The organism is Magnetospirillum sp. ME-1, from assembly GCF_002105535.1.
Taxonomy (GTDB): Bacteria; Pseudomonadota; Alphaproteobacteria; order Rhodospirillales; family Magnetospirillaceae; genus Phaeospirillum.
Genome location: NZ_CP015848.1, coordinates 2,253,754 through 2,280,293 on the forward strand (window position 1 = coordinate 2,253,754; position 26,540 = coordinate 2,280,293).

Genomic DNA, 26,540 nt, shown 5'->3' on the forward strand with positions numbered 1-26,540 from the left:
GGCCCTTGCCGGAACCGCCCCATCGCTCCAGATCCCGCACGAGTCCGCGGAGGAAGGCCATGCGCGTCCTGATGATCGTTCTTGTCGGCTTCTTCGTTGCTGTGGAACCGCTCGATCCACCGACCATCTACGATCCCCACGGCCCTTACCCAGGCTCAAGCAACCTCGACAGGAGCCAACGCCCATGAAGAACCTTCTCGTACTGGCGATCGCAATCGCCTCCGTCGCCGCGACCCTCGCCCCGTCACCCGCATCCGCCGACGTCGCCGTCCGCGGATACTACCGGGACAACGGCACCTACGTGCAGCCCCACACCCGCACGAACCCGGATGGGGACTGCACCAACAACTACTCCGGCTGCCGCTGATCCCTCCGCAAGGCCGAAGGGCGCCTTCGATCGGAAGGCGCCCTTTTCCATTCCCCGCATCACCGGCCCATGCCGGCATCCTTCGCCACCCTGCCCTCCTCGGCCATCGTCCTGCCCAGGGCTTCGATCCCGACGCCGGTCCGCGCCTTCACCGATTCGGACAGGCTGCGGCGCACCGCCAGCTCGGCATCCGCCGAAATCGCCCGGGTGCCATCCGGCCGCAGCGCCTCCGTCGCCTTGACGAGGGCCGACAGGAGCGAACGGCGGCCCACGGCGTCGCGGATGCCTTCCGGAGGAGAGGAACCGGCGGCACGGAGCGCCTTCCATTCCTCTTCGCCGGCTTCCCGCGCGGCATCGCCGAGCGCGGCATGGAGCGCGCCCTTCTTCACCTGAGCGCCGGAGATCACGGCATCGGCCTCGATGCGATCCGCCGAGCGTCTGGCCGCCTCGAACACCATCGTGCGGGCCGGCTTGCCCTCCGCGCGCCCCGCCATCTCCGCCGTCCCGGCCAGCGCCTCGACGTCCGCCGCATCGAGCGGACGGGTTCGGGACGCCTCGATCAGGGCATCCAGCGTCTCGGGGAAGGGAGAAGGCGCCTTCGTCCTCGCATGGAGATCCAAGGCCCACCCGCGCAGCAGCCTCTCCTCCCGATCTCCGGGCAGGGCGAACCCCTTGAGGACCTCGCGCTCGGAAATGTGGCGATCGACGGCGCGGGCCTGGGCGTCCGGAACATCCGAAGCGGCCAGGGCGGCGCGCAGCCTGTCCGCATCCGCAATGGCCGCGTTCGAGAGCCGCCCCCGTTCGATGGATCCGAGGCCCGATGCGGAAGCCGCGATCACCGCCGGCCTCTGACCGGAAGAGGCGGATTCGGCCAGCACCGAGGACAAGGCCGACGACAGCTCGTCGCGCCCGATGCGCCCGGACGCCTGGCGGTCCGCCAGCAGGGCCCGCGCGGCGGCGGCCGTCAGGGAAGCCTCGCGATCCTCCCGATGGCGCGGGGCCTCGATTCCGCATGCGATGGACAGGGAAGCCCGCTCGATGGCTTCCGCATGGAACGCCGGCTCGACGAACCTTCCCGGGTCGGCCGAGGACAGGGCGGCCAACGCCGCCATGCGACGGGCGCTGGCTTCGACGGCGAGCCGGGACGGAGCATCCGCCCCTTCGGGAAGAAGGGCCATGATCCGGGTGCGTGCCGCGTCCGCCAGCAAGCCGGCTTCGCCCGCATCCCCCTTGCCCAGCATCGCGCAGGCCGCCGGGCCGATCGGCTCGTCCGAGCGAAGCAGGCGCTCCGCCGCGACCAGAGCGTCCAGGGAAGACAGGCGCGCTCCATCGCGGAGCCTCGTCTGGAAATCCCCGTCCGCCATCGACGGGAGCAGGACGGGAGCCAGGATTTCCCCGGGGGAAACGCCCCACCTGCCGGCGAAGGAGCGGCGGACGGATTCCTCGTCGCGGGACAGGCGATCCCGCACGGCGGGCGAAGCCTCCCCGGACAGCGCGAGGGAGGCGGAAAGCACCGCCCAGGTTCCGGCCTCCATCCGCAGATCCTCGGCCGCCCGTGGGGGAAGCACGCCGGCGGCCTCTCCGAAGGCGCCGAGATCGATCGCCAGGCCCGACGCCTTCAGGTGCGCCTCGGCCACGATGCCCGCCTGCTCCTGGAAGGCCGCGATGCGGACCAGGGAGGACGCCGACAGGAAACGGGCGCCGCCTTCCAGGCGATGGTCGGCGCGGGACGCCAGATCCTCGATGGAGAAGCGCAGGGTGCGGGCGGAAGGCTTGGGCAGCACGGCTTCGATGTCCTTGGACGGTCCGGCGGCCAGCGTCCATCCCGGAGCCGCCGCATCGAGGACGTCGGAAGCGCGGAGGCTGAGCGTGCGGCCTTCGTCGAGCGCCTTCCCGACCGGGCCATCCAGCGCGCCCAGCTCGGACACCCGGCCCACCACGGAGCCGGAAGCGGTCATGAGCCGCCCTTCCTCGTCCAGCGAGAGGCGCAGCCTGGCCGAAGCCGGGGCCTGCCCGGACCTGTGCGCAAGAAGGACCTCGCCGGCGGCCGCACGGGCGAGCCTCGCCGCCGAGGCCGTCGCCATGCCGGGAACCTCCCCACCGACCTTCCATCCATCGCGCAGGGGAACGCGGGGGCCGGAATCCTCGGCGCGGGCTCCCGTGATGGCCACGCCGCAGGGAAGCTCTCCCTTGGACGCGAGACGGCGAAGCTCTCCGCGCAGTTCGGAAGCGAAGGCCGCCGGCCTCCCCGAAGCGGCGACGGATGCCGCCGACGACATGGCCGCCCGGAGCACCGCCGCCTCGCCCCGGGTCGGCGCCACGACGATCGCGCCCTCGGACGCGGCCCGCCGCCCGGCATCGGCCAATTCGGCCTGGATGGAGGACGGAAGCTCCTTCGACAGGAAATGGGCGGCCAGAGCCGACACCAGGATCTGCTCGCCGGGAGGTCCGAATCCTCCTCCGGCCCTGGGGATGGAGACGATCCGGCGCTGCGGCATGATCGAGGCGGAAGGAAGGACCACGAGGGCCGGCCTTTCCATGGCCTCCGCGAGGGAGGCATGGGTGGCCGCATCCATGGCGCCGATGCCCGGCGAAGCGAGAGCCGATTCCCGGACGCGCGAGCCGACGGAGAGGCGGGAGGAACGGGGCGGCAGAAGCCCTTCCGCCCTCAGCAGGGACACCTTGTCCTCAAATCCCTCGGCGTACGGGCGCCCTCCCCGCTCGGCTTCGGCGGCTGCGCGCGCGGCGGCCGCGAGGAGCCGGGATTCCATCGCCGTGGGAGAGGCGAGCGCCACGCCCGGAACGCAGGCCTCGGACAGGCGCAGGAGATCGGAATACCCGTCCATTCCCGGACGGATGGCCCTCAGCCGCTCATGGAGCAGGACCGCCTGCATGGACTGGGACGCGGCGAGAGGGGCGGAGCCCGTCCCTGCGCGGAGAGCCCCGGCCCGTTCGGGAAGCAGGGGGTGGTCCCTTCCGACCACGACGGAGGGCAGGGCGGAGCGCGCGGCGCCGATGCCGACCATCTCCGCCTCCGCGCAGCAGGCGATGCCTTCGACGGCGGGAGCCGGAAGACGGGAGGAGGACCGCGCATCCTCGACCGACGCCGCCGGAGCGGTCCCGAACGCCTCGCCGAGAAGAGGATCGGCGGACACGCCGCGCGTCCCGTCGGGATGGAAATCGATGCGGGCCCCGAGACGGATCCCATCCGCGTCGAGCGGGATGATGCCGACCGTCCGACCGAACAGCGAGGCGCGCTCCGAGAACGCCTGGACGAGCGTGCCTGCGCCCGACGCCACCCTCTCACCCCAGGCCTCGCGGGCCTCGGCGACGTCCGAGAAGGACAGCTCGCGCTCCGTTCCGTCCTCGACGAGAAGGAAGCGCGGATCCTCCCCGCGCGTCGCCTCGGCGAAGCCCTGCGCCATGCGCGCCAGCGGTTCCCGCACAGGGTCCTCGATGAAGGCCTTGCCGTCGGGAGAGGCCGTCACCGCGACCAGCGGCATCCGCGCATCGCCCGTCTCCAGCACGAACCGCACGCCGCGCGTTCCTCCCCGCGTGATGGAGGAGAGGCGCTCGACCAGCGAAGCCGCCGCGTCGCCGCCGGTCCCGGCCAGCAGCTTCATGCTTTCGCTGCGCCCGTCCTTGAACGGAACGGCATCGACGATGGCCAGCCCCCCGGTGGAGGAAGCCGCGTCGATGAGACCGGAAGCCGCATCCCTCCATCCCTGCCCGGAAGCGCGGATGGCGAAGGAAGCCCGGCCGATGCGCCCTAGCATGGGATCGCCATCGCGGATTTCACCGAGCGCTTCGCGCCTGGCGTCGGCCTCGCGCACGATGGCGTCGATCTCCGGGGACGGCTCCCAGCCCGTTCCCCGCTCGACCTCGAAGCGCACGGGCCTTCCGAGCGATGGGTCCGCCTCGGCGTAGCTCTCGGCCAGCCGCCTCGCCGTGTCGGGGAAGGTGCGGATCACCAGCTCGCCCGGACCGGAATCCTCCAGCAGGTCGGCCGCCATGGCCCAGGCCTGCGCTTCGAGCGGTTCCGGCTCCATCGGTGAGGAAGCCAGGAGCCGGCAGGCCGAAGCATCCGTCCGGGCCATCCACACCCGCGCATCCCAGGGAGCCTCGATGATCTCGATGGAAGCCATCCTCGCATCCTCCTTGCGGCCCGCCACCGGAAGGAGTCCGCAGGCGTCCGCGATGGTAGGAACATGGGGACCGGACGCGGATCCGGATCCGCCGGCCGCAGCCCCACGTCCGAAGGAAGATGCGCCGTGGACTGGGCGGGGATGGAAAGCACCCCAGATCCCTCCGGCACCGGAGAAGGAACGAGGGACGATGGGCGGATGCCGAGCCGCACCGGAAGGATGCCATGGAGAGGGATGCTCCGGCGGAACGGGCGCATCCATCTGCCCGCTCGGGCTCTCCCTGAGGCTGCGCATCGCGACGCCGATCGGCCCCCAGTCCTGCATCGTCGTCCCGAACGGAAGCAGGCTGTCGCTCGCCTTCGGTCCCGCCCCGGCTTCCTATGCATGGAAGGATGGGATGGCGCATGCCACCGGGGGCTCCGACGATCGGGCTCCTCTGGGCATCGCCGGAGCCTCGGACGCCGCCGTGCCGGATCTGTCCGCCTCGGATTGGGCCCATGCCCTCACCCGGGTGGACATCGACGCCCCGGAACTCTCGGAACGGGCCGCGGCGCTGTGCGCCGAGCGAAGATGTACGCGCCGCCTGGCCGAGGATGCCCTGGATCTCCTCTCGTCCGTTCCCGCGGTTCCCGTCGGGGACGAGCCCGCCATCCCGCCATCCCCAGGCTGGCGCTTCTCCCGCATCGGCCCCGGAGCGATCCATGCCATCGCCCCTTCGCCGGACAGGAAGGAGGCTCCGCTGCTGGAAGTCCGGTTCGCATCCGCCGGAGACCGGACCTTCCTCGCCATCGGACCGCTCAGGGACGACGCCAGATGGAGGGGGCCGTTCATCGGCGGAGCCTTCGTCTCGCCAACCGGAGTACGCCGGAACCTCTCCCGCCCCCTGGTCCATGAGGAGCACCCGCCGATGCGGCTGCCCGTCCGGGAAGCCGAGCCCATCCCGTCGCGTTCCCTGGCGCGCTTCGCCTCCTCGCGCCTCGCCGTGCTCTTCCCGCCATCCCCGCCGATCATCCAGCCGGGACGCCTCGATGCGGCGATGGCAGGCATCGCGCTCGACGTGCTCGGCTGCGGGGTGGAGGATGCCGTCCTCTCCATCCGGCGCGGTTCCGGCGGGACCATGCGGATGATCCTCACCGCCGATGGGAAGGGGCCGGACGACATCTCCCGGGCCATGGAGCGCCTGCGCCGTCTCGCCGGTTCCCGCGGCGGCATGGACGGAGGGGAGCGGGACATCGACATCGGCGCCCTCTCCTGCACGGAACGGCTGGATGCGCTGGCCTTGTCGTCGGCAGCCGAGGCATCGCTTCGCTCCGCATGAGGAGGGAATCCTTCCTCGCGGCTCCCTTCGGCGAGACCCGCGCGGCAGGAAAAGAAAACGCCCGGAACCGGCGGAAACACTGGAAATCAAGGGCTCTCTGCTCCAGATCAGCTAGGGGGATGGAATGCTTCCGCCCCATGACCGAGGAGCTCGCGATGACCCCCTTCCGCCGCAGAAGCAGGCCAGCATCCGCACCCGATCCCGTGATCGCCGACCTGATCGCCAACGCCCCGCACCTCTTCGAGCTCTACGGCAAGGACGACGGGTTCCTCTCGATGATCGAGGCCATCTGCGAGGCCATCCGCGCGCTGAACGATCCCGCTTGCTCGAAGACGGACGCCACGGTCGCCGCGAAGCACGCCGCCCGCTGCATCGCGCCCTACCAGCAGGACTGGTTCGAGACGCAGAAGGAGCTGGCCGCCCTGCGCGCCCGCGATCTCCGTCCCATCGAGCAGCGCCCGAGGACCGTCTTCGAGGACGCGCCGCAGGACCCGGGAACCATCGGCCTCGACGAGATGATGAAGCGCACCCTCCGCTTCCTCCATCCAAGCGAGGCGAACCGGGCCTATGCCGTCCGCGACTTCGTGGCCCGGGCCGCCGAGGAGGAGTTCAGGGATCCATCCAAGCGGGATCGCGGAGTGTTCATCCGTCCCGAGAAGCTGGCCGGGTGGCCATCATCCTGGGAACGCCTCGTCTCCCGCCAGGCATCCGCCCGCCGCATGGCCATGTGCCGGCGGATCGCCGACGCCCTGGGCTCGGATTGGACGGAGGCGAAGAAGACGCGCGTCGACAACATGCGCATCCAGCAGCTCGAGATCCGCATGGCCCGTCAGGAATCCCTGCTCGGCTTCATCGATTCCTACCGCAAGGGAATGGACGAGCTGGTCCGGGAAGGCCGGATCGAGGAGATCCGCGAGAGCGTCCGCGCCCGCGCCTCCAAGCGCAGCCGCTCGATCGGGAACAGCGATCCCGTCCGGCAGGATCGAACCGTCGTTGATCTCGACGCCCGCCGCCGCGCCCGGGAGATGGGGCGCTGAGGCGGGGACGACACATATCCTTCCATGAAGGGAGCAAGAGCATGAACGCCTACCGCAAGCCGCCCGTGGAATCCCTGAACGCCTTCCAGGCCGTCGATGCGGCAGGGCGCAGGGTATGGGTGCAGACCTATCCCCTCGACGGAGTGATCCACGGGGTCCGGGCCGACGAGGGCCTCTGCGCCTACGAGGTGGAGGACGACCAGGGCGAAATCCGCATCATCATGGCCGATGGCCCGGAACGCGCGATGGACCTCGCCCGCTACGCCCTCACCATGGCCCTGCGCCGCCCCATCCGCCCCGTTGGCCAGCCCCGATGCATCGGACCCTGCGAGCTGCACCCGACCCGGGATTGACCGGCGACGCAGGACGGAGATGCGAGGAGGCGCCGCGTTCGATGGAACGGGCGCCTCTTCCGCTTCGCATGATGCCTACACGAAGATGAGCGCCACCAGGGCGAGGATGATCAGCAGCTTGGCGATGAAGCCGTCGAAGGACGATTCCAGGCGCCGGACGAAGCCCCACGCCCAGAACCACAGCGCGACGAGCAGAAGGACGATGACGAGTTCCATGGCTGCCTCCCCGGTCAGATGGATGGAGCGGAGTGCCGGACGATCAGGACGACCGAGCAGATGGCCGATGCCCAGAAGAGAAGGCTATCCAGCAAGCCGTTGGGCGATGACGGAAGGGGGAACCGGAAGCGCCTGGGGTGCGGCCAGAGGAGGGGTGCGCCCGCCGGATTGAGCATGTCCGCCGCAAGGTGGGAGAGCCAGCCGATGGCGAGGCCCAGCGCGAAGGCAGGCAGCGAATGGATCGAAGGGACCGCCTGAGCCGCCGCCGTCCCGAGAGCGAAGCAGAGGCCGGCGGCCAGCAGGGAATGCGTCGCGCCCCGGTGCCCGAACATCGCCGACAGGGGAACGCTCACGAACGGAAGCATGGATCCCGCCGTAGACTTCGGATGGTCCAGATCCGGCAGCAACGCGCCGATCACGCCTGCCAGCACGAGGGAGGCGTCCGCCAGGATGCCGCCATGCGCCACGGCGCCAGCGTCCAGAGCGAGCAGGCAGGACGCCATCCCGACCGCCGCATGAGTCCTTCCCATCATCGCCACGCCTCCCCGCTTGTTCGGAGAGGACATGGGGCCGTCCATCTTCCGCCCGTCCGGCCACACCTTCGCTCCATCCGGGAAGCGCCCGGAGGCAGCGACGGAAGGAAGCCGCGATGGAAAGGAATGGCAGGAGCGGAAACGTATCCGCTGGGCAGGTCTGGGCCGATGCCAAGGCCGGAGCCAGCAAGCTGAGTGGATTGGACGAGAGGGGGCGCCCGGAACTGGGGATGCCGCACTTCCTCGTCCTCATCCGCAGCGCCGACACGGCCCTTCTCGCGCCCGCGCTGCGGGTCGGAGGCCGCTGGGTCCAGCACCGAGTGGGAGAAGGCGACCGCCTGGCGCTGCCCGTATCCGATCTGGAAGGAGAGGGCCGCTACGTCCTCGTCGCCGGAGCCGCCTGATCCCCCGGCCCCGGAAACGGCCTCCGGCCCCAACTTCACGGCATGGCAACGAGGAGAACACCATGCCGCACCAGCACGAAGAGGACCGCATCGACTACGACAGGCTGCTCGCCGAGCTGAACCAGCTCGACGCGGCCGGAGGGGCGGAGACCATCGCCGACCGGTTCAGGGCGATGGCCTTCCTCTCCCGCGGCTCCGCCGTCGAGGACAGGGCCCGCGCCGCCGCCACCGACACCCTTTCGGTCCGGGATCGCTTCGGCGTCCTCGTCCATCGGTTCCGCTTCCCCGACGGCTCCGTCCTCGCCATGCCGGCGCACGAGGAGCCCGTCGACTGGAACGCCAACCCCATCAATCCAGGCCCGTGGCACACCGATGCCGCATGACGCCCGCCGCAAGGAGGAAGACATGGACGCCAACCACGAGATCGAAGCCGCCGCCCGCCCCATCGCCCGGGGCATCCTCACCGAGATCGCCGGGGAAACCGGATGGAGCGCCGGACTGGCCATGGCCTGCTTCGGAGCCCCCAACCTCCCCCCGCTGCTCGCCGCAGCCGTCCGCCGCCATGTCGCCGAAGGAATCGCGGCGGCTGGAATGGTGGCCGCCTGACGCATCCATCAGGAAACGGCCACGGCCCGGCGCGGACGGAAGTCCCCCGGGCCGTTTCCCATTCCGGCCCCTCGTTCGGAACCCGATCAGGAATGCCGCGATCAGGCGTGCTGCTTCAGGATGCGATCCACGAGCCGCTTGGTCAGCGCCGCCTCGAGCAGGGCCCGCATCTCCGGGTCGGATGCCAGCTCGGCGACGAAGGGCTTCACTTCCTCGATCCGCAGCTGCTCTTCGAGCACCTCATGGGCGCTGCCCTCCCTGAACCGGAGCGTCGGCGCCACGATGCGGAAGGATTCCCAATCGCCAGGCACCGACAGAATAGCCCCCGGGCGATAGCCAAGGATATCGACGGCCTTCGCGATCATCTTCCTTGCTGCTTCCGTCCGGTCCTTGGCGATTCCCGCAAGGGAACCACGGCCCTGGTAGGGAAGGCTGCGCCGCGGCCTCGGGAGAGGCACCTCCATTTCCCCGCCGGTGCATCCGGCCAAGCCCGCCAGGGCGCCAATCGTCCGCAACGCCTTCTCTGGAGAGCCGCAGGCCGCGCTCGCCGGCACTCCATCGCGCAGCCGGGCCAGGGCATCGACGACGACAGAACCGAAGGCGTCGCGAAGGACCTCCGCATCGGGAATCGCAGCCAGCTCGTCGAACGACGCGGAAACCGGCACATCAAGACGGTAGTCGCGTTCCAGCGTGGTCATCAGCGTATCGTGCCCCGGGACGCGCCACATCGCCGCTCGCATCGGCTTGCGCCCGACCATGACAAGACCATCCTCCTCCAGCCGGAGAGCCTGCATGGCATGGACGATCCGCATCTCCATGCCTGCCCAACGGGAAGACTTGTCGTACCACTCGAGGCGAACGCGCAGGGCCGAGGAACGCTCTGCATCCGCCCAATGGATGGAGAGCCCCGCCGCGCTCCGGTCGCAGCACGCCCAGCCATGATCATGCACGGCCCCCCTGTCGTCGAGAGGATCCGGGGCCTCGCAGCGCCGCCCGGGCTCGGCTGGGTTCCAGATGTCTTCCGTGCCGAACAGCCGGACCTCGTCCGGCCGCTTCAAGTCGAACCGCATATGGCCCTCCATCATAGTGCTCGGAGAGAACGTGGTACGATTCCCCGGTGGACAAGGGCGGCGTCGGATCATTCCCGATGCCTAGGGCGGAACGCCCTGCGTCAGCGCCCGATCCTTCCTGCAGCGGAACCGCCGGAAGCCGAGTCGAGAGCCGTCCGGCATGCCGCGCCTGGACGCCCAGCCGGATACCCATCTCCCCGGTATCGGAAAGGGAGGGATGGATGCGAGAACCCATCGATGTCAGCGTGATCGGACTCAAGCACCACGGCTACGCCAGCGTGAAGGAACGGATCTCCAAAGGCACGATCCTCAAGGCCGTGCGCGAGCCGGACAATCCCCATGATCCCGGAGCCATCGCCATCCGCTTCCCGCTCGACGCGAACGCCAGCGTCCGGCTCGGATACGCCGCCATGGACGAAGCCTCCGGAATCTCCGCGAGGATGGATGCGGGCGAGATCTTCGATGTCGTGGTCTCCGAGGAGCCCGGACCGAAGGGCCTCCGGCTGAAGACCGTCTTCACGCCCAGGCCCAAGCCCCCTCCCACGCCGAAGCGGGACCCCTTCGGCCGGGCGAGGTTCGGCAACTGGCTGTAGCGCGGCGACTGCGGCGCGCGCCCCGCCCAAGGTGCGAGGGCCGCGCGACGAAGCCGCCTTCGGACATCGGCGCGGGCGGGCCCGCAGGACAGGAGGCGGCCATGGACGGAATGCGGATCCCCGGACTTCTCACCGACCCGGACGACATCCGGGTGAATCTCAACCTCGAGCTCATCCTGGCCCACGCGGGCGGCTCCTACGCCACCGCCAGCCCAGAGGAGATGCGCGACTACGCACTGGGCGTATGGATGGCCTATTCGGGCGGAGCGCTCACCGCCACCGAAGCCATCTCCAAGGCACGGCGCTACGCCCTGTCCGTCGGACTGCCCATCGCCGCCGACACCGGCGGCTGAGCGCCCACGGGCCCCCACCGCACGGCGCGCCCTTGATCCTTCGGAGGGCACGCCGAGCGGCGAGGTCCTCCATCCTCCTTTCCAATCCACAGGCAGGCGCGGTCCCACGACGGGGCCGCGCCTTTCGTCTTGCTTCGCCCTGCGTCCGGAACGCAGCGGCTCGCCAATCGTCCGGATGACGGACCGGCCACAAGCCGGCGGGAGCGATGCCCGCGATGCGCACCACGCCTTCGACAGCCGCGGCGTGCGGCAACAGACACCGGGAGATCACCATGAACGCCAAGCCACTGCATGCCACCTGGACCATCGCCCTCGCCAACGCCGTCGAGAAGTGCGCCCGCAAGGACCTCGCCAAGCCCGGCAACGCCATCGCCCTGAACGCCCTCCGCGAGGCGCGCCTCCTCGAAGGCCGCGAGATGATCTCCGGCGTCTTCGAGAGGGACGAGCAGATGCTGATCCTCCAGGGCGCCCGCCGGATCCTCGGCCTCGCCGAAGCCGTCGCCGCGTAAGGAGGCCGACCATGCGCCAGCCAGCGACGACCGAACGAACGACCCCCGCCGAAAGGAGGTGATCCCGTCTCCGCCGCCGGGCGGTCATCCGGCGATCGGGCGGATCGTCGAGGACGATCCCAGCGAGACAGGAGGAATGCAGCGCGCGGCCACGAGGCCACCGAGCCATCGGTTCCGGAAGCGATTCCGGTGCGCGCTCCGCTTGCCGACCCACGGCATCGAGGACGCCTGGCGTCCTGAAACCCGATCGGAGGACCGACATGCTGCACGACTACATCAAGGGACTTTCCCGGCTCAAGCTCCGCGAAATCCAGCTTTCGGCCAGCGCCAGCGATTCCCTGCGGCAGCTCGCCATCCTCGAGCTCTCCCGCCGGGCGATCCTGTCGGGGAAGGGCTACTAGGAACGGCACCATATCCGGCTCCGGAAGACACCGGGGCCGGACAGGGGAGGATGGAATGGACAGCGGGAAGAACGCAGCATCCGGAACCCCTTTCCGGACGAAGGACGATCGCCACGCGGCGCTCATGGACGAGCTGTCCCGGACGGCTCAGGACCATGGCTGGCTCGTGAAGGAGAGGCAGGGCCGCGAGGGTCCGGTGCGCCCGGACGGCAGACGCTGGCGCTACCTTGCCGGCCCGCTCGGCGGGGAGCCCACGGAAGGATTCGACACCCTGCCGCCATTGGCCCGCTGGGTGGAGAAGATGGCGTCCATCGCATAGGCGGCGGGGAGGCTGGATCAGGAAGGATCCAAGCCTTCCTTCACGTCCGTTCCATTTCGCGCACCTATGGGAAAGGGTCTCGCCCGCCCCCTCGTTCCCCAATCGCACTCCATCCGATCCGACCGGCCTGTTCCGGCCCCAACTTCTCCCGTGCGCGGCACCGAGCCGCCGTACACGCTGGCGCGTCCCGAGAGGCGGCCGCAGCAGAAGGGAGGGATTCCGTCATGGCACGCAAGAACGTCACCGACCCGGCCGCCATCCTGGCCGGACTGAACAAGAGCTCCAAGGAGCGCGACGAGAAGAAGGCCGAGAAGGAGCGGCTGCTCCGCGAGAAGAAGGAGCGCGAGATCGCCGAGGCCAAGCGCCGGGCGGAAGAGCGCGAGCGCCGGGCCCGCGATGCCGAACGCGCCGAGCGTGAAAGGGTCGAGGCCCAGCGCAAGGCCACCATCGAAGCGGTCCGGCTGTCCGTCGGCACCATCGGCGACAACGCGGGCTTCTACTCCCGAGACATCCCGAGCACCAGCTTCATCCGCGGCATGTTCCTCCTGGCCTGCGACGCTCTCGACGGCGGCGACAAGCGCTTCATCGCGGCCTGCGAAGCCCGCGCACGCAAGGAGGACGAGAAGATCGAGAGCGCGCGAGCCGAGCGCGCCGCCCGGCGCTCCCAGGGCGGCGCCGAAGCCGAAGGGACCGACCTCGCTGGAGCGGGCGATCGGAGCGGAGGCGATGAGACGCAGTCCGCTTCCGGAGATCCGCAGGGCGGCGCTGGCGTCGAAGCGGCTTAAGCGCCGCGACCTCGGCTTCGCCGGGGGATGATCGGGACGGAAGGGGGTGGCCATGGCCGCCCCCTTCGACGTTCCGCCCCTCTCCGCCCCCATCTTCGCCGGACGCCAGCAACCGAAGGAGCGCCGGCATGAAGTCCTTCCTCGCATTCCTCCACTGGGTCTGGGGGCCGCTGCTCGTGGCCGCCTGCTTCCCTCTTTCCATCGCGCACTTCGATCCGTCGAGCGGGGGCTCGGGCTACGGCTTCGCCTGGCAGGCCACCATCGCCTTGGCCCCCCTTCTCGTCTGCCTCGCCAAGGTCTATATCCAGACGAACTTCTCGCCCGGCACCTTCCGGATGGCGGGATTCACCTACCTGTCCGCGATGGTCTATTCCGGATGGCTGGGATGGACCGACCTCATCGGAGACATCCGCATCGCCGGACAAGCCGACGGCTTCCACCTGCTGATCCTCATCGGCTGCGCCATCACCTTCTCCGTGGCGACGGCCCTCTGGGTCTTCAAGGGCACCGTCAAGCTGCGCAACGCCGTCATGCTCCGGATCGTCCGCACCGAGTGGTACCAGCGGATCATGGACATGCACATCGACATGAACGCCGAAGGCCTGCACGGCCTCCAGTGGCTCATGGACAAGGGCGAGGCGAAGAAGAAGTACCCGGCGAAATTCGGACTCATCCTCGGAGAGCCCTACCAGCACAACCGCTTGGCCATCGCCGCCCAGCTCGCCTCGGAAGCGGCCGCCGCAGCGAAGACCTTCCTCACCGGCGGCCTCGTGGCGACCGGCGGAGGCCCGAAGAAGGCCTGGAACGTCATCCGCTACGAGCTGAACTTCGGCATGACCAACCTCGTCGGCCCGCCGCGGACCGGCAAGGCGACCACCTTCGGTGTGAACAATCTGCTCAACTGGCAGTCCGGCGGCTCGAAGGGGAACGTCAACATCATCGCCCCCTTCAATGTGCTGGACCCGAAGGGCGAGCTGTTCGCCATGACGGGCATCGCCCGCGCCCGCCGCGGACGCCGGGCCATCCCGCTGGACCCGCTCAACGTCCTCGGCAACGGCTTCTACGCCGACGACGACGATGTCTCCCGCGAGACCGGCGAGTACGTCCGAAACCACCGCTGGCGCTGCAATCCCTTCGACTTCATCTCCGATCGGCCCCTGAAGTTCCAGGCATCGATCGAAGGGCTGATCGAACCCCTCTTTCCGATGGCGAAAGGCGGCGGCGACGATTTCTGGAACAACGACGGCAAGAAGACCCTCACCGGCTTCTGGGCCTGGCTCGCCGACACCAGCCATTGGTTCGACGGCAGTCCGATAGAACGGGACGACATCCGCCGCAACCCAGCAACCGCCTCGGACTTCCTCGCCATGAGCTTCGACGACCTCGAGAAGCTGCGGAAGGTCATGGCGTCCGGAATCGTCTACGACGAGAACGGCACCGAAATCCGCATCGCCTCCATCCGCGACTTCCCCGAGGTCGGCATGGGCATTCCGAAGAGGATGGCCAACGAGCTCGAGCGCACCATGAAGTCCGAGAAGCAATGGTCCGGCCTCGCCTCGACCATCCAGGTCCAGATGCGCTGGTGCGACCAGTCCATGCGCGAGTGCATGACCCGCTCGGGTTGCGCCCATGGTACGACCGTCGGCTCCCACGACACCTCGGAGTTCAAGGAGGACGCCGCCCGGTTCGAGCCCTTCAACTTCAAGTCTCTCTGGGACGGCAAGAGCGACGTCTACCTGATCGTGCCCGACACCCGCATGGACATCCTCGGTCCCTGGCTCCGCATGATGGTCTGCGGGCTGGCCAATGTCCTCAAGGAGAACGTCCATCGGATGGAAGGGCGCTACACCGTCTTCCTGCTGGACGAGCTGGCCACCGTTGGCTCGATGAACGAGGTGCTCCGCATGGCCGGATACGCCCCGGGCATCGGCATCCATCTGGTCATGATCTGGCAGGCCATCGGCCAGATCAAGAACGAGAAGAGCGGCTACGGCCCCGATGGCTTCACCACCATCATGGCCTCGTCCTACGCCAAGATCTTCCTCGGCGCCGCAGATCTCGACACCGCCGAGCTGATCACCAAGACGGCGGGCAAGACCACCGCCCAGGCGGAATCGACCAACATGAGCGGCGGCACCGGCCAGATCTCCGCCAACGTGTCCAGCTCGACGCAGACGGCCTCGGTCGATCTCGTCTCGCTGCAGAAGGTGCTGGGCACGTCGAGGAACCATGGCTGGTGCGTGTTCAGCCGGGAGACCAGAACTCTGCTCTACGAGAAGCAGTTCTACTACCTGGATTCCTACTTCAGGGAGAACGGCCGTCCGGTCTTCCCGACGCCCAACCCGTTCGACATCGCCGAGCAGCGCAAGTGGATGGACCGCCAGCGCTCCAAGGGAATCGAACCGGCAAACCGGCCCGGCGCCGCGCCCGAAGAAGCGCCCCCGCCGAATCCCGGCAGGCTTCCCAAGGGCCTTCCGGTCCGTCCACCGGCCCCGTGAGGATCGGGAACCAGGGCAGCGGGCGTCGGCATCACCGGCGCCCGCCCCGCATTCCCGGGTCCGCTCCATCCGCTCCCATCTTCGTCCCGGGAATCACCCCTCGGGAGAACGCCAGAATGCAGAAGGAACCCTCGGGCGCCGCCAAGCCCGCCACCCCGGCCGCGGCTCCGGCCCGCGCGAACGCCACGCCCTCCGCAGCGCCGGCACGCGCCAACGCCATGCCATCAACCAGCCCTGCCCGCGCGGCCGCTCCGTCGCCTGCGCCGGTCCGCGCGCCTGCCGCCATGCCCTCGCTGGCCACCGCGCCGAAGGCCAAGCCGGAACCCGAAGCCGCGCCGGAGGCGAAGAGCCTGAAGACCGGCGGCATCCTCGCGGGCGTGCTGGCGGCCCTGGTGGGCGCCTGGCTGCTGTGGCCGGCCGCCCCCACCGACAACCTCACCCCGCAGCAGGTGCAGGCCCGCGTCGAGCACTTCCAGCAGGCGGCCGCCTCCGGCCTGATCACCATGCCGAAGGTGGATCTCGATAGCCCGAAGGCCGTGGAGCAGGCCGCCGTCCAGATCGCCGCCATGCCGATGAAGGACGAGAAGGCCAAGGCGGCCCTCGCCAAGGAGCTCCGCGCCGAAGCGGCGAAGCCCGCCGCCCAGAGGACCAAGGAATTCGAGGTCGTCCGCTTCAACGACGACTGCGAGATCGACGGCGACACCATCACCGTCACGGCCCCCGGGCTCCTTCCCACCACGCTCCGTCTCGAACGGGACTGGCAGACCCTGATCATCCCGAAGGCCAAGGGCCAGCCGACCACCATCACGGTCTATGGCTCCCACGATGGCTACGGCGGCGAGACCGTCGGCCTCTCGACCGAACGCGGCGAGCTGCCGATGCCGATCTTCAAGCAGAACCAGTCCATCGACTTCACCATCCCCTGATTCCAAGGCCCACGAGCACGGAGATCGCCATGAGCCAGCCCCTTCCGACCCGGGTCTACCCGTCCTTCTTCATCGCCGCCGCAGCGGGGGCGATCGGGATCCACTACGCCCAGAGCATCATCCCCCAGGCGGTTCCCTATGCCGCCTGGGGAGGCGCGGTCGCCGCCGGCGGCTGGCTCCTCTACCTCATGCAGAGCCTGCCGGCCTCCGTGCTGCGGGTCATCGACGCCGCGAAGGCCAGGCACGACGATCTCCAGAACCAGGCGAGCGCTACCCCGCCCGCCCCGCCGCTGGCCATCGACCCGAACCACGTCAAGGCCGTGCTCGAGCATTGCGTGTTCGGTCAGCAGCACCTCATCGACCTCATCGTCAAGGATCTCGATCTCGCGGGAGCGAGCGGAGTCCGCAGCCGCCCAATCCTGTCCATGGCGCTCGGAGGCCCGGGCGGACACGGCAAGACGCTGATCGCCGAATGCCTCGCCTACGCCGTCTTCGGCGACGCCAATGCCCGGATCAGCATCCGCGCCCAGGACTTCGCGAACGATGTCTCCGCGCTGATCTCCGCCATGGGAGCGGGCGGCGCGCTCCGCCGCGTCGTGTTCTTCGACGAGATCGACAAGATGGGCGCCGCCGGCATCGACCTGCTCAAGGGGCTGGTCGAGCGCGATACCTACGAGACGGGAGGCGTCCGCCATCCCACCACCGACCTCATCGTCATCGCCTCCCTGTCCGAAAGCGCGAACGGCGCCGAGATCGGGCGCATCGCCAAGGAGAAGGCGGCCCCCGAGCACGCGAAGAGCCGAGTGAAGGAGATCAAGGCCCTCGTCTCCCCCATCCTCGGAAGCACCACCAACATCCTCGACATCGTCGATGGCGTCGCCTACTTCACCGACATCGCCTTCCTCGACGCGCTGACGCTCAAGATCTCCGACCAGCTCGCCGCCCACGACTGCGAACTGGCCGTGCCGCACCCCAGCGTGCTCGTCCCCGTCTACCAGGAAGCCGTCGCCGCCAACGACCCGACGCCGCGGTTCGCCGGCAACTGGGCCGCGAAGCACCTGCCGAAGGCCATCTCCGACTTCCTCGCCCCGCATGTCCGCAGCGGAAAGCCGTTCCAGACGCCGCCGCAGGTCGATGTGCTCGGCAGCATGCAGGGCGACGACCTCCACGTCCTCGTCGTCATGCACGACGACAGCAACAACCCGGAGCCTATCCCCGCGCCCGAGGAGGATGCGGACGGCCAGGATCATGGATGGGAAGAACCGCAAGCCACTCCGTCCCACGCGCCGGCCCCGCACCACGCCGAGCCTGCACCGCAAGCCACGGCGAAGCCCGCATCGAACGGATCCGTCATGGACCAGCTGAAGCCCTACTGAGCCGGGACCGATCCCAACGGCCCCACATTCACCACGGAACCGCAGGAAAGGAGACATCCATGAACCAGCCGCTCACTCCGCGCTCGGCCAAGTATCGCGCGAACTACGAAGCCGCTCTGGCGAAGATCGACCTGATCGACAAGAAGGCGGCCATGTCCAAGTGGAACTGGGCTGACATCCGCGTAAAGATCGTCGGTGTCCCCGGCGACCTGGACCGTCCAGCCAAGCTGTTCGGCCAGGACGAAGCCGTCGATCAGGTCATCTACGGAATCCGCAATCGCAAGAGCAACGAGCCAGCAGCCTTCCTGTTCGTCGGGAAGCCCGGCCTCGGCAAATCGCAGCTGGCCAAAATCCTGGAGAAGGCACTCGATCTTCCGATCGTCACCTTCGATTTCGCCAAGGAGAACCCGGATACCGGGCCGAACATGCTGTTCGGAGGGAACCCGCAGTATGCCGGGGCAAACGAAGGGCGTCTCATCCTCGCCATCAAGCAGAATCCCAACGGGCTCATCGTCCTCATCGACGAATTCGAGAAGCCGATCCTCGGCTATCGAGGTGGTCCGCCCGAAAACTCACCGTTCGCCACGGCGTTCTACGGCGCGCTCAACGACGGCAAGGTGCAGTCCGCATTCAGCAATGAGACTGTCGACTGCTCCAAGGTCATCTTCATCTTCACTTCGAACCTCAAAGCCCCGGAAGTCACCCAGGCCAAGAAGACCATCGGCCCGCTCTACGCAGACGGATATGACCCGAACAGCGGAACCGGCGTCCCGATATTCGACGGGCAGAAGCTGGGCAAGCTCGTCTCCGACATGAAGGTCATCCTGAATGATTCGGGCAAGGGCCTTCCGGAGGCGCTCATCCGCCGGTTTGGCTCGAACTTCGTCGTGTTCCGCGAGCTGGACAGGCATGACGCCTTTCATCTCTCGATTTCGCTGGCCGTCCAGATCGTCGAGGAACGGAAGTTCAAGCTGGATCTGGCGGAGCACTTCGATCACGACATTGCCTTCGAGGCCGTGCGTCAGCTCCTCTCGACCGGCTCCGTCTTCAACGCCAGCCTTGTGGCCTCGACGATGACCAACCTCGTGAGTCCCGCTCTCATACAGTTCGAGGTCGAGGCCTGCCAGCAAGGGTTGGACACCGAGAACATGCCCATCTCCTTGGGCTTCGACGCCATGAGCGGTCGCGTCATCGTCCAAGCCGTCTGAACCCGAGGAGGAACCGATGTCCGCGCAGATCCCCGTCCGCTTCCTCGCGGTCTTCAACACGAACCACCGCTGGCGCATGACCTGCGGCGCGGCGATCGGCATGCTCGCTGTCCATCTCATGTCCGGACCGATCGGCGGAGGAACCGCCACCGGACCGGCAGGAGGGCAGGCGTCCCAGGGCGCCGTCAATGCGCCGGGACCGCAGGCGGCCGCCCCATCGGGACAGCACGCCGGCCCTGCCCCGACCGCCCTGCCCGCAGGAGGCGGACAGCCCGCAGCGCCCACGACCGCCTCCACCGGCCCCGCCGCGCCGAAGAAGGCCTCGACGCCGCCCGTCATCATGGAGGGCCCCGCCCCCCGCACCGCCCCGGCTCCCAGAAGCGGCGCCATCGTCGAAGGCGACATCGGCCCCTCCACCCATTGAGGAGCACGCGATGAAGAAGATCATCCTCACCCTGATCGTCGTCGTGATCATCATCCAGGGCGCAAGCTGGCTGATGGGCGGCATGTCCCGATCCGGTTCCGGAGGTTCCGGCGTCTCCGTCGGAAACGGTGGGGCGAACACCGGCGGCGTCAGCGTCGGCCCGGTGAAGGGCACGGCGGCAGGAGCCACCGCCGGCGACGGCAAGCAGTGCGCGGTCATGCATGGAGCGAGGCCCGCCGCGTTCCCCTCGCTGCCCGCCTACGAGCCCGGCGAAGAACCCCGCGCCGGCCTCCTCGCCTTCGTCTACGAGACGCCTGGCTTCGCCTCCATCGACGCAATCCAGAGCGTCGGGGATGGCACGCAGCCGAATCTCGGATGGTTCCGCTGGAAGCCCGCCCGCAAGGGCGAGATGCACCTGTTCGACGCCGGATCGGGCACCGGCATGGCCACCAGCCGCGCGCTCAGCTACATCCTGCGGGGTGGACACGAGATCCCGTTCGGCGGGTCCGCAACCGAAACCCTGCGGCTCCAATACCCCGAGCTGAAGACCGGCCTGCGCTGCTCGATGCATAGGCCCACGCACGACGAGCACCTCAGGAGGGAGGCGAAGGCCCAGGATATGCGCTGGAACCGCTCCCGCGAGGAAGCGGCCCGCCCGGACCCCCAGCAGCCCCGCAGGGCCGAGCCGATCCGTCCCGAAGCCGCGCCTAGGGCGGAACGGCCCATCATCTCGCCCGGCAGCATAGGGATGATCAGATCGCCCTACCACTACCACGGCGCCGGGTACCGGCATGTCCACGCCGCGATGAACGGCCTGGCGGTGGCGCGGGCGGCGACGGGCATCCTCCATTCGGTCCGCAAGACGGCCGAGATGATGCACGAGTAGGACCGGACATGGAAAAGGCCCGCTGTCTCCTCCGGGAGCGGCGGGCCTTCTTCCGTACGGCGCGGCTCAATTCAGCGTAAGGACCCCGAGCTGGTTGCCCGTCGAGGAATCCACTACGCTCCACGAACGCCCGCCGGCTGGCACCAGGCGGGGCGCGGCGGAACCGCCGGGCAGGTTCAGCACGCCCAGCCTGCGGCCCGTGCCCGCCTCGTTCACCGCCCATGAGCCGCCTCCGAGGGAGACGATGGAAGGCATCCCTCCGACCGTGCCGTTCATGCCTCCGTTCAGTCCGGTCCCCGACAGGGCCGGATTCGACCCGGACGGCCCCAGGAAGGGCAAGGAACCGTTGTTCTGCAGCCCACCGCCCTGGGGGCCGAGGAAGGGCGCGCTGCCGTTCATGCCCATCCCATTGCCTCCGTTCGTCCCGTTGCCGATGATCTTCGGCAGGATCTGGATGGCCGCGCCGATGAGCGCCTGGGAATTGCCGTTGCCGCCGGATCCCATCTGGTTCGGCATCATGGGCATCATCGGCATGGAGGACATGCCGCCCTGGCCCGACAGCGCGCCGAGCACGGATTGAAGATCGAGGGACTGGGCCTCGGACGAGGCTGGAGCCGCGAGAAGGCCCGCCGCCAGGGCAAGGCCGGAAACGATGCTGCGGAGATGACGTCGGTTCATGGTTGCCTCCCTGGCTTGCTCGACCGATATGGGTATTCCCGGGGCTGCGGCGGGGCAGGAGTGGGTGGAGAGACCTCCCCGCCGCACGCGACGGCCGCTCCGCCCCGGGAACCCCCCGAAGATGGGGAGGCCGTGTTAGGCGTTCCTTTGAAGCCATCAGGCATAGTGCATGAGCCCATGGGCATCGAGCCATGAATGGGCGTCCGCGGCGGTCGATGACAGGCCGATGTCGTGGGCGTGGATTCCCGCCAGCACCGCCAGATCGGCGCCGCCCGCGACGGCGTGCAGCCCGTCCGCCTGATCGGAGAACGAGACCTGCTGGCTGATGTAGCCATGGATCAGGAGCGCATCGCCGGCGGCCGCCGAGAAATCGTGGATGGTCAGCTGATGCCCCTGTTCCAGAACGAAGAGATCCGCTGGCCCGGAAGCGGTTCCCGCCGCCGCGGAAGCATGTCCGGCATCGACGCCCGCCGCGACCGCCTGCGCGAGCTCCAGCGCGTTCGACGAGGACGGGATCACCTCGACGGCGACGGATTGGAGCACCGAGGAGCCCTGCTCGTCCCTCGCGATGAACGAGAAGCTGTCCGTGCCGGTGAAGCCCGCCGCGCCCTCGTAGAACCAAGAGCCATCGGAGAAGACGACGGCTCGGCCGCCATGTGCGCTATCCACGGTCTCGCCCTGCCCGTGAAGGGGGTCGAAGCCGGTGAAGGTCACCGGAGACGAGGAGGTGGCTTCGATCCGTCCGGTGCAGGAGCCGCCCTCCACGCACAGCCTGTCCAGCGTATCGAAGCGGGACGCGTCCGCGGTCCAGACGCCATCGGAGAACGAGACGCCGGAATGCGGATCGTGCGTGCGCCACGAATCCTGGATGAGGATCGGATCGATCGTGGCGATGTGGATGCTCTCCGTCGCCGTTCCCCCCAGTCCCGTCGTCGCCCGCACGACCACATCGTAGCCGGACAGATCGACGGCATGGGTGCCGTTCCCGTTCGCCACCGTGATCCTGCCCGACGAGGAATCGATGGCGAAGAGCCCGCCTGCGCTATCGTCCAGCGAATACGACACGGCTCCGAGATCGGGATCCGTCGCGCTCGCCTGCGCGACCAGCGTTCCGGTCGCCGCATTCTGCATGACGGATACCGAGGAGGCCATGCCGCCCGGCAGCGACAGCGGATCGGTGTTGCCGATGATCCACTGGCCGCCGACCCAGGTCGAGTGATTCGAGTAGGACGTCGCTCCATCCCCGTTCCCGGCGTCCGAGGTATAGACGGTCAGGCCCGCCGGCAGCGTCACCGACAGGGACAGGAGATCTCCCGGAGAGGCCGGAGCCACGGCGCCGCCGCCGACGCCGCTGTAGGACAGCGTCATGGTCTGCGCCTGATCCAGGGCAAGCTCCTGCATTCCCGCCCACCAGACGTGGTTCAGTCCGGAAAAGTAGCCGACGGACAGGTCTATCCGAGCATCGTATTGGATCCATCCTCCGCTGCCGTCGAGCTGGAAGAGCTCGGAGTAGATGCTGCTGCTGATCCAGTTCTGCCCGTTGTCGGGGTTCGTGTAGTTGTGGAAGGACAGCTCGGTCCGGAAGTAGATCTGCCCGGTGAAGCCGGCCGCCGACATGGCGGCGCTGTCCTCCCAGCCGTTGAACACCACGCCGCCGAGATCGTTGGCGGCCTGCACGGGAAGCGGCATGGCCGCGAAGGTCTGGACGGCATGCGGCGTCGTCGCCCCGAAGACAGGTGCCGGCGGCGGAAGAACGTCCGTGACGCCGACCATGACCGACACGGAACCCCCATGGCCATCCGAAGCCGTCGCCGTGAAGGAATCGGCTCCGGCGTAGCCGTTCGTGCCGGAATACGAATAGGAGCCATCCGCCGCGACCGAGACGCTGCCATGGGAAGGGCCGCTGGCCAGCGACCATGCCAGGGAATCGCCATCGGCGTCGGCGGCGCCCGAATCGGTCGTGAGGTTGCCCGTATGGGGGGTGCCGCTCGTCGCCGAGATGGAGAAGCCGGAGGCTGTCGGCGCGGCATCCGTCGTCGTGATCGTCGCCGTGTCGGCCACCGTGCCGCCCGCCCCGTCCGAAACCGTATAGCTCAGCGCGACAGGCCCCACGTAGCCGCCGGACGAATACGTCCAGCCGCCGCCGGAAGCGGAGATCGTCCCGTGGTCCGCCGTCGGCGTCCCGAGGATGGAAAGGGTCTGCCCGTCGATGTCGGATGCGTTGCCAAGCAGCGACGCGGAGGAGATGGAGAGCGTGGCATTGTGCCCCACGGAGCCGAGATCGACCGACCCGCTCACGGTCGGGGCATTGTCCTGCGCGGTCACCGTCACCGTGCGCGACGCCGAATTCCCGTAGGCGTCCGAGGCGATGGCCGTGAAGGAATCGGTCCCGACGAAGCCGGCATCCGGGGTGAAGGTGTAAGCGCCCGTCGCTTCATCCAGGGAGATCGAGCCATGGGCCAGCGCGGCCGTCTCCACACCCCCCGAAGTCGAATGCGCAGCCGACAGGCTCCATGATACGGCGTCGCCGCTGGACACCGACGCGGACAGGCTGCCGCCGATCGCCGCCTCGGCCGGCCCGGAACCCCCGGAAGCCGATGTCGAGATGGTCACCGCCCCCACGCTCACCGATACGTCCTCGGCGACGCTGCCGCCATGGCCGTCGGACACCAGCACGCGGAAGGAGTCGGTTCCGGCGTAGCCCGTCGAGGAATACGAATAGGAGCCGTCCGCCGCAAGCGAGACGCTGCCATGGGCCGGGCCATGCCCAGCCACCAGCGCATAGGACAGGGAATCGCCATCGGTGTCGGACCCGACCACGGCGCCGGTGATGACATGCCCCTCCAGTCCGCTTCCTCCGGTCGTGGATGCCGTCGGAGCCGTGTCCGACGAGACGAGCGTCGCGGTGGCCGCCGTCGAGCCCCCATGCCCATCCAGAACCGAATAGGACAAGGTGATCGTGCCGTCGAAGCCCTGCGGATCAAGAGACCAGGCGCCGGGCCCCGTCGAGGACAGCGATCCGTGATCGGCGGACAGCCCGGAGATCGACAGCGCATCGCCGTCCGCATCGGATGCCGGTCCAAGCAGCTGGGCCTGCGTGATGGCGACGGGAACCGCATGCGTCGTGCCGGAGAGGGAAGCCGCCCCGGAGACCGCAGGAGCGGCGTCGGTCTCATCCACGGTGATCGTCGTGTCATGGGTGCCGCCATGCCCGTCCGAAGCCCGCACGACGAAGGAATCGGTTTGCCCCCCGACCCATGCGCCGGAAGGCGAATAGGCATAGGCGCCCGTCGCGGCGTCTATGGAGACGGTTCCGGACGAGCCCTGCGAGACGATGGAATAGGCCATCGCATCGGAGAACTGATCCGAGGCCTGAACCGTGCCCGTGATGTCGCCATGGCCGCTGCCGCCGGTGAGCGAGACCGAGAAGGAGGCCCCATCGCCGACCACGACGGAAGCCGTAGAGGAAGCCGTGCCGCCGTGGTGGTCCGAGGCTGCGAAGGAGACCGTGTCCGTGCCGGTGAAGGCGGTGTCCGTCTCCGTGTAGGTCCAGGTCCCATCGCCATTGACGACGACGGTGCCATGCGATGCGGAAGCCGTGATCGACAGGGAATCCCCATCGCCATCCGTTGCGGAGATCGTTCCGTTCGCCGTGCCGCCGCGCACCGTCGAGGTTCCGGCGGACGAAAGGACCGGCGCGTCGTTCGTTTCGAGGATGGAGATCGTGCGCTGGACGGTCAGTCCATGGCCATCGGACACCGAGATCACCGCGCTGTCCGCGTCCCCACCGGCCCAGGAGCCGGTCGGCGCGTAGGTCCAGGCGCCCGTGGAGGCATCCACCGACACCGTGCCGCTGGACGCCTGCGAGACGACGGCGTAGGCCATCGCATCCCCGGACGCATTGGTCCCGGACACGGAGCCGGAGACCGTCCCATGGCCGGTACCGCCGGACGAGGAGAGGCTGATCGAATCGGCCGCCGCCGTCACCGACACCGTGCGCGCGACCGACTGGCCGAAGCCGTTGGAGACGAGAACCTGGAACGAGTCGGATCCCGCGTATCCGGCATCGGCCGCGAAGACGAACGTCCCATCGGCGGCCAAGACCACCGAGCCATGCGATGGGCCATGCCCGGACACCAGCGAATAGGACAGGGCCGCTCCGTCGGCCTCGGAGCCCACGACGGCGCCTGAGGCGGAATGGCCGGCGATCACCGACACCGGATCGGAAGTCGCCGTGGGCGCCTCGTGATCGACGACGAGGGAGACCTGCGCCGTCGAAGTCGCCGTCGCCGAGTCATCCTGCGCCGTGGCCACGACATCGAGCGTCGCGGATCCGGCCCAATGGACCGGCAGGAGGATGGATAGCCCGGCCAGATCGGCCGGGACAAGATGCCAGGCGCCGCCCGAAAGCGTCCCGGCCGAGAGGGTAGCGCCGACGGGAAGCCCGGAGATCACGACCGAGGAGATGGAATCGGCCGAGGAGATGGTCAGCGGCAGGGACACCGCGCCTCCATCCTCGGTTCCATGCGCTCCAGCCGAGGAGATGGACGGGGCCTCGGCGATCGGCGCGATGACCGCATGCACCTGGGCGACGGCGCTGAGGCCGTGCTGGTCCGACACCCGCACCTGGAAATCGTCCGTGCCGTTCCACGAGGCCGAGGACGCCGCGTAGGAAACGACGCCCGCCGCATCGATGGAAACGGAGCCATGGGAAGGCCCATGCCCGGCGACGACGGCGTAGGACAGCGCATCCCCGTAGGAGTCGACCGCGGACAGCGAACCCGACGCGGACTGCCCCTCGTTCCCGCTCAGGGCCAGCGCCTGCACGGACAGGCTGCCGAGGCTCTGCGGATCGACGGGAAGCGGATCCGGTTCCGGCGAAGGAGCCGGAGCTGGCTGGACGGGGGCTGGGGGGAGCGTCGGATGATAGGCGGGCGCTGGAGCCGGTACGACGATCTCGGACGAAGGAGCGGACGGAATGCCGACCGGGGCGGAATCCGTCGCCTCGCCCGCGCGGGGAGCGGCAGGGGCCATCGGTCCGGCATGCGGCTCCGGCTGCGTTGCCGGACGGGAGCCGGGAGAACCGCCCTGGAAGGCCGGATGGGCGTCCGGAGCGGAGAAGACGGGCTCGGACGAAGTCCCGGCCAAGGCCGGAGCCTTGTTCTCGGGTTCCGCACGCTGAGCCGGTGCATGACCGGCCATCGCATTGGACGAAGGCATCGTCCCTTCCGGCAGGAAGCCGGCATCCGCGACGAGGATCGGCGCCGAAGCCGCCGACGAAGCCATGGAGGCCTTCGCATGCTCGATCGGCTCGACCGGCGCCTTCGCTTCCACGACGGATTCCGGCGCGGCCGAAGCGACATAGGCCGCGACGGCCTGATCCATGCCCATGAACGCATCGGCCGGAATGCCTTCGCGGCGATCGCGATCCATCTCCTGCTCGGACATCGTCCCGTCTCCCGGCTGAGGCCTGCCGTGACGGCGAGGCCATGCGGCGCCCAGAGCGCCATCCCATCAGAAGATGGGGCCGGACAG

The 26,540-nt window shown here is 68.8% G+C and carries 26 protein-coding genes; 20 read left to right on the forward strand and 6 right to left on the reverse strand.

Going from position 1 to position 26,540, the window contains the following annotated elements; translation table 11 throughout:
• Positions 1-59 precede the first annotated feature (59 nt).
• Both WV31_RS22670 and WV31_RS10460 read left to right on the forward strand, forming a co-directional pair.
• Complete coding sequence (locus WV31_RS22670) at positions 60-188, forward strand: hypothetical protein (protein WP_257788793.1); 129 nt, start codon at positions 60-62, stop codon at positions 186-188.
• Complete coding sequence (locus WV31_RS10460; protein ID WP_085373521.1) at positions 185-367, forward strand: hypothetical protein; 183 nt, start codon at positions 185-187, stop codon at positions 365-367. The genes WV31_RS22670 and WV31_RS10460 overlap by 4 nt, the downstream gene beginning before the upstream one ends.
• Before the next feature lie 59 nt (positions 368-426).
• On the opposite strand, the gene WV31_RS10465 is transcribed toward WV31_RS10460, so the two are convergent.
• Positions 427-4,512 (reverse strand): hypothetical protein, encoded by a 4,086-nt coding sequence (locus tag WV31_RS10465; RefSeq protein ID WP_085373522.1) that lies wholly within the window; start codon positions 4,510-4,512, stop codon positions 427-429.
• A 397-nt stretch (positions 4,513-4,909) separates the two neighbouring features.
• On the opposite strand from WV31_RS10465, the gene WV31_RS10470 reads away from it, so the two are divergent.
• The 3 genes from WV31_RS10470 to WV31_RS10480 all read left to right on the forward strand — a co-directional run bounded on the left by WV31_RS10470 (position 4,910) and on the right by WV31_RS10480 (position 7,220).
• Positions 4,910-5,830, forward strand: a complete 921-nt coding sequence (locus WV31_RS10470) for a hypothetical protein (RefSeq protein WP_085373523.1) — start codon at positions 4,910-4,912, stop codon at positions 5,828-5,830.
• Positions 5,831-5,985: 155 nt separating this feature from the next.
• Positions 5,986-6,867 carry a hypothetical protein gene (locus WV31_RS10475; protein ID WP_145980813.1) on the forward strand — a complete coding sequence of 294 codons (882 nt, stop codon included), beginning with the start codon at positions 5,986-5,988 and terminating at the stop codon, positions 6,865-6,867.
• Between the two features lie 41 nt (positions 6,868-6,908).
• Entirely contained in the window at positions 6,909-7,220 is a 312-nt protein-coding gene (locus WV31_RS10480; RefSeq protein WP_145980814.1) for a hypothetical protein, read from the forward strand.
• A 75-nt stretch (positions 7,221-7,295) separates the two neighbouring features.
• Here WV31_RS10480 and WV31_RS22065 read toward each other — a convergent pair whose 3' ends face one another.
• Positions 7,296-7,436, reverse strand: a complete 141-nt coding sequence (locus WV31_RS22065; protein WP_168185906.1) for a hypothetical protein — start codon at positions 7,434-7,436, stop codon at positions 7,296-7,298.
• A 14-nt stretch (positions 7,437-7,450) separates the two neighbouring features.
• Positions 7,451-8,002 carry a metal-dependent hydrolase gene (locus WV31_RS10485; RefSeq protein ID WP_168185907.1) on the reverse strand — a complete coding sequence of 184 codons (552 nt, stop codon included), beginning with the start codon at positions 8,000-8,002 and terminating at the stop codon, positions 7,451-7,453.
• A gap of 197 nt (positions 8,003-8,199) precedes the next feature.
• Between WV31_RS10485 and WV31_RS22070 the strand changes: the two genes are divergently transcribed.
• The 3 genes from WV31_RS22070 to WV31_RS10500 all read left to right on the forward strand — a co-directional run bounded on the left by WV31_RS22070 (position 8,200) and on the right by WV31_RS10500 (position 8,979).
• The gene (locus tag WV31_RS22070; protein ID WP_168185908.1) at positions 8,200-8,373 is read left to right on the forward strand and encodes a hypothetical protein; all 174 of its coding nucleotides are present in this window, start codon (positions 8,200-8,202) and stop codon (positions 8,371-8,373) included.
• A 62-nt stretch (positions 8,374-8,435) separates the two neighbouring features.
• A complete protein-coding gene (locus tag WV31_RS10495) occupies positions 8,436-8,756 on the forward strand; it encodes a hypothetical protein (protein WP_085373528.1) in 321 nt (106 codons plus the stop codon).
• Between the two features lie 22 nt (positions 8,757-8,778).
• Positions 8,779-8,979 (forward strand): hypothetical protein, encoded by a 201-nt coding sequence (locus WV31_RS10500; RefSeq protein ID WP_145980815.1) that lies wholly within the window; start codon positions 8,779-8,781, stop codon positions 8,977-8,979.
• 101 nt (positions 8,980-9,080) lie between these two features.
• Here WV31_RS10500 and WV31_RS10505 read toward each other — a convergent pair whose 3' ends face one another.
• Positions 9,081-10,049: a hypothetical protein gene (locus WV31_RS10505; RefSeq protein WP_145980816.1), complete on the reverse strand. Its 969-nt coding sequence runs from the start codon at positions 10,047-10,049 to the stop codon at positions 9,081-9,083.
• A gap of 221 nt (positions 10,050-10,270) precedes the next feature.
• Here WV31_RS10505 and WV31_RS10510 point away from each other — a divergent pair, with 221 nt between their 5' ends.
• The 12 genes from WV31_RS10510 (at position 10,271) to WV31_RS10555 (ending at position 20,327) form a co-directional block, all read left to right on the forward strand.
• Positions 10,271-10,642, forward strand: a complete 372-nt coding sequence (locus WV31_RS10510; RefSeq protein ID WP_168185909.1) for an HIRAN domain-containing protein — start codon at positions 10,271-10,273, stop codon at positions 10,640-10,642.
• 101 nt (positions 10,643-10,743) lie between these two features.
• Positions 10,744-10,995 (forward strand): hypothetical protein, encoded by a 252-nt coding sequence (locus tag WV31_RS10515; RefSeq protein WP_085373532.1) that lies wholly within the window; start codon positions 10,744-10,746, stop codon positions 10,993-10,995.
• Positions 10,996-11,267: 272 nt separating this feature from the next.
• Complete coding sequence (locus tag WV31_RS10520; protein WP_068438627.1) at positions 11,268-11,504, forward strand: hypothetical protein; 237 nt, start codon at positions 11,268-11,270, stop codon at positions 11,502-11,504.
• Between the two features lie 260 nt (positions 11,505-11,764).
• On the forward strand, positions 11,765-11,905 hold the full coding sequence (locus tag WV31_RS22075) for a hypothetical protein (RefSeq protein ID WP_156428910.1): 141 nt from the start codon (positions 11,765-11,767) through the stop codon (positions 11,903-11,905).
• A 55-nt stretch (positions 11,906-11,960) separates the two neighbouring features.
• Positions 11,961-12,224 (forward strand): hypothetical protein, encoded by a 264-nt coding sequence (locus tag WV31_RS10525; protein WP_085373534.1) that lies wholly within the window; start codon positions 11,961-11,963, stop codon positions 12,222-12,224.
• Positions 12,225-12,448: 224 nt separating this feature from the next.
• Positions 12,449-13,009 carry a hypothetical protein gene (locus WV31_RS10530; protein WP_068438621.1) on the forward strand — a complete coding sequence of 187 codons (561 nt, stop codon included), beginning with the start codon at positions 12,449-12,451 and terminating at the stop codon, positions 13,007-13,009.
• Between the two features lie 128 nt (positions 13,010-13,137).
• The gene (locus WV31_RS10535) at positions 13,138-15,507 is read left to right on the forward strand and encodes a type IV secretory system conjugative DNA transfer family protein (protein WP_085373535.1); all 2,370 of its coding nucleotides are present in this window, start codon (positions 13,138-13,140) and stop codon (positions 15,505-15,507) included.
• Positions 15,508-15,623: 116 nt separating this feature from the next.
• On the forward strand, positions 15,624-16,433 hold the full coding sequence (locus WV31_RS10540) for a hypothetical protein (protein ID WP_085373536.1): 810 nt from the start codon (positions 15,624-15,626) through the stop codon (positions 16,431-16,433).
• A 29-nt stretch (positions 16,434-16,462) separates the two neighbouring features.
• A complete protein-coding gene (locus tag WV31_RS22080; RefSeq protein ID WP_168185910.1) occupies positions 16,463-17,809 on the forward strand; it encodes an AAA family ATPase in 1,347 nt (448 codons plus the stop codon).
• Positions 17,810-17,868: 59 nt separating this feature from the next.
• Positions 17,869-19,017 (forward strand): AAA family ATPase, encoded by a 1,149-nt coding sequence (locus WV31_RS22085; protein WP_168185911.1) that lies wholly within the window; start codon positions 17,869-17,871, stop codon positions 19,015-19,017.
• A 16-nt stretch (positions 19,018-19,033) separates the two neighbouring features.
• Positions 19,034-19,441 carry a hypothetical protein gene (locus WV31_RS10550; RefSeq protein ID WP_085373537.1) on the forward strand — a complete coding sequence of 136 codons (408 nt, stop codon included), beginning with the start codon at positions 19,034-19,036 and terminating at the stop codon, positions 19,439-19,441.
• A gap of 10 nt (positions 19,442-19,451) precedes the next feature.
• On the forward strand, positions 19,452-20,327 hold the full coding sequence (locus tag WV31_RS10555) for a hypothetical protein (RefSeq protein ID WP_085373538.1): 876 nt from the start codon (positions 19,452-19,454) through the stop codon (positions 20,325-20,327).
• Positions 20,328-20,393: 66 nt separating this feature from the next.
• Here the strand turns inward: WV31_RS10555 and WV31_RS10560 are convergent, their stop codons facing one another.
• Positions 20,394-21,005 carry a hypothetical protein gene (locus WV31_RS10560; RefSeq protein WP_085373539.1) on the reverse strand — a complete coding sequence of 204 codons (612 nt, stop codon included), beginning with the start codon at positions 21,003-21,005 and terminating at the stop codon, positions 20,394-20,396.
• Between the two features lie 156 nt (positions 21,006-21,161).
• A complete protein-coding gene (locus WV31_RS10565; protein ID WP_085373540.1) occupies positions 21,162-26,453 on the reverse strand; it encodes an Ig-like domain-containing protein in 5,292 nt (1,763 codons plus the stop codon).
• Between the last annotated feature and the right edge of the window lie 87 nt (positions 26,454-26,540).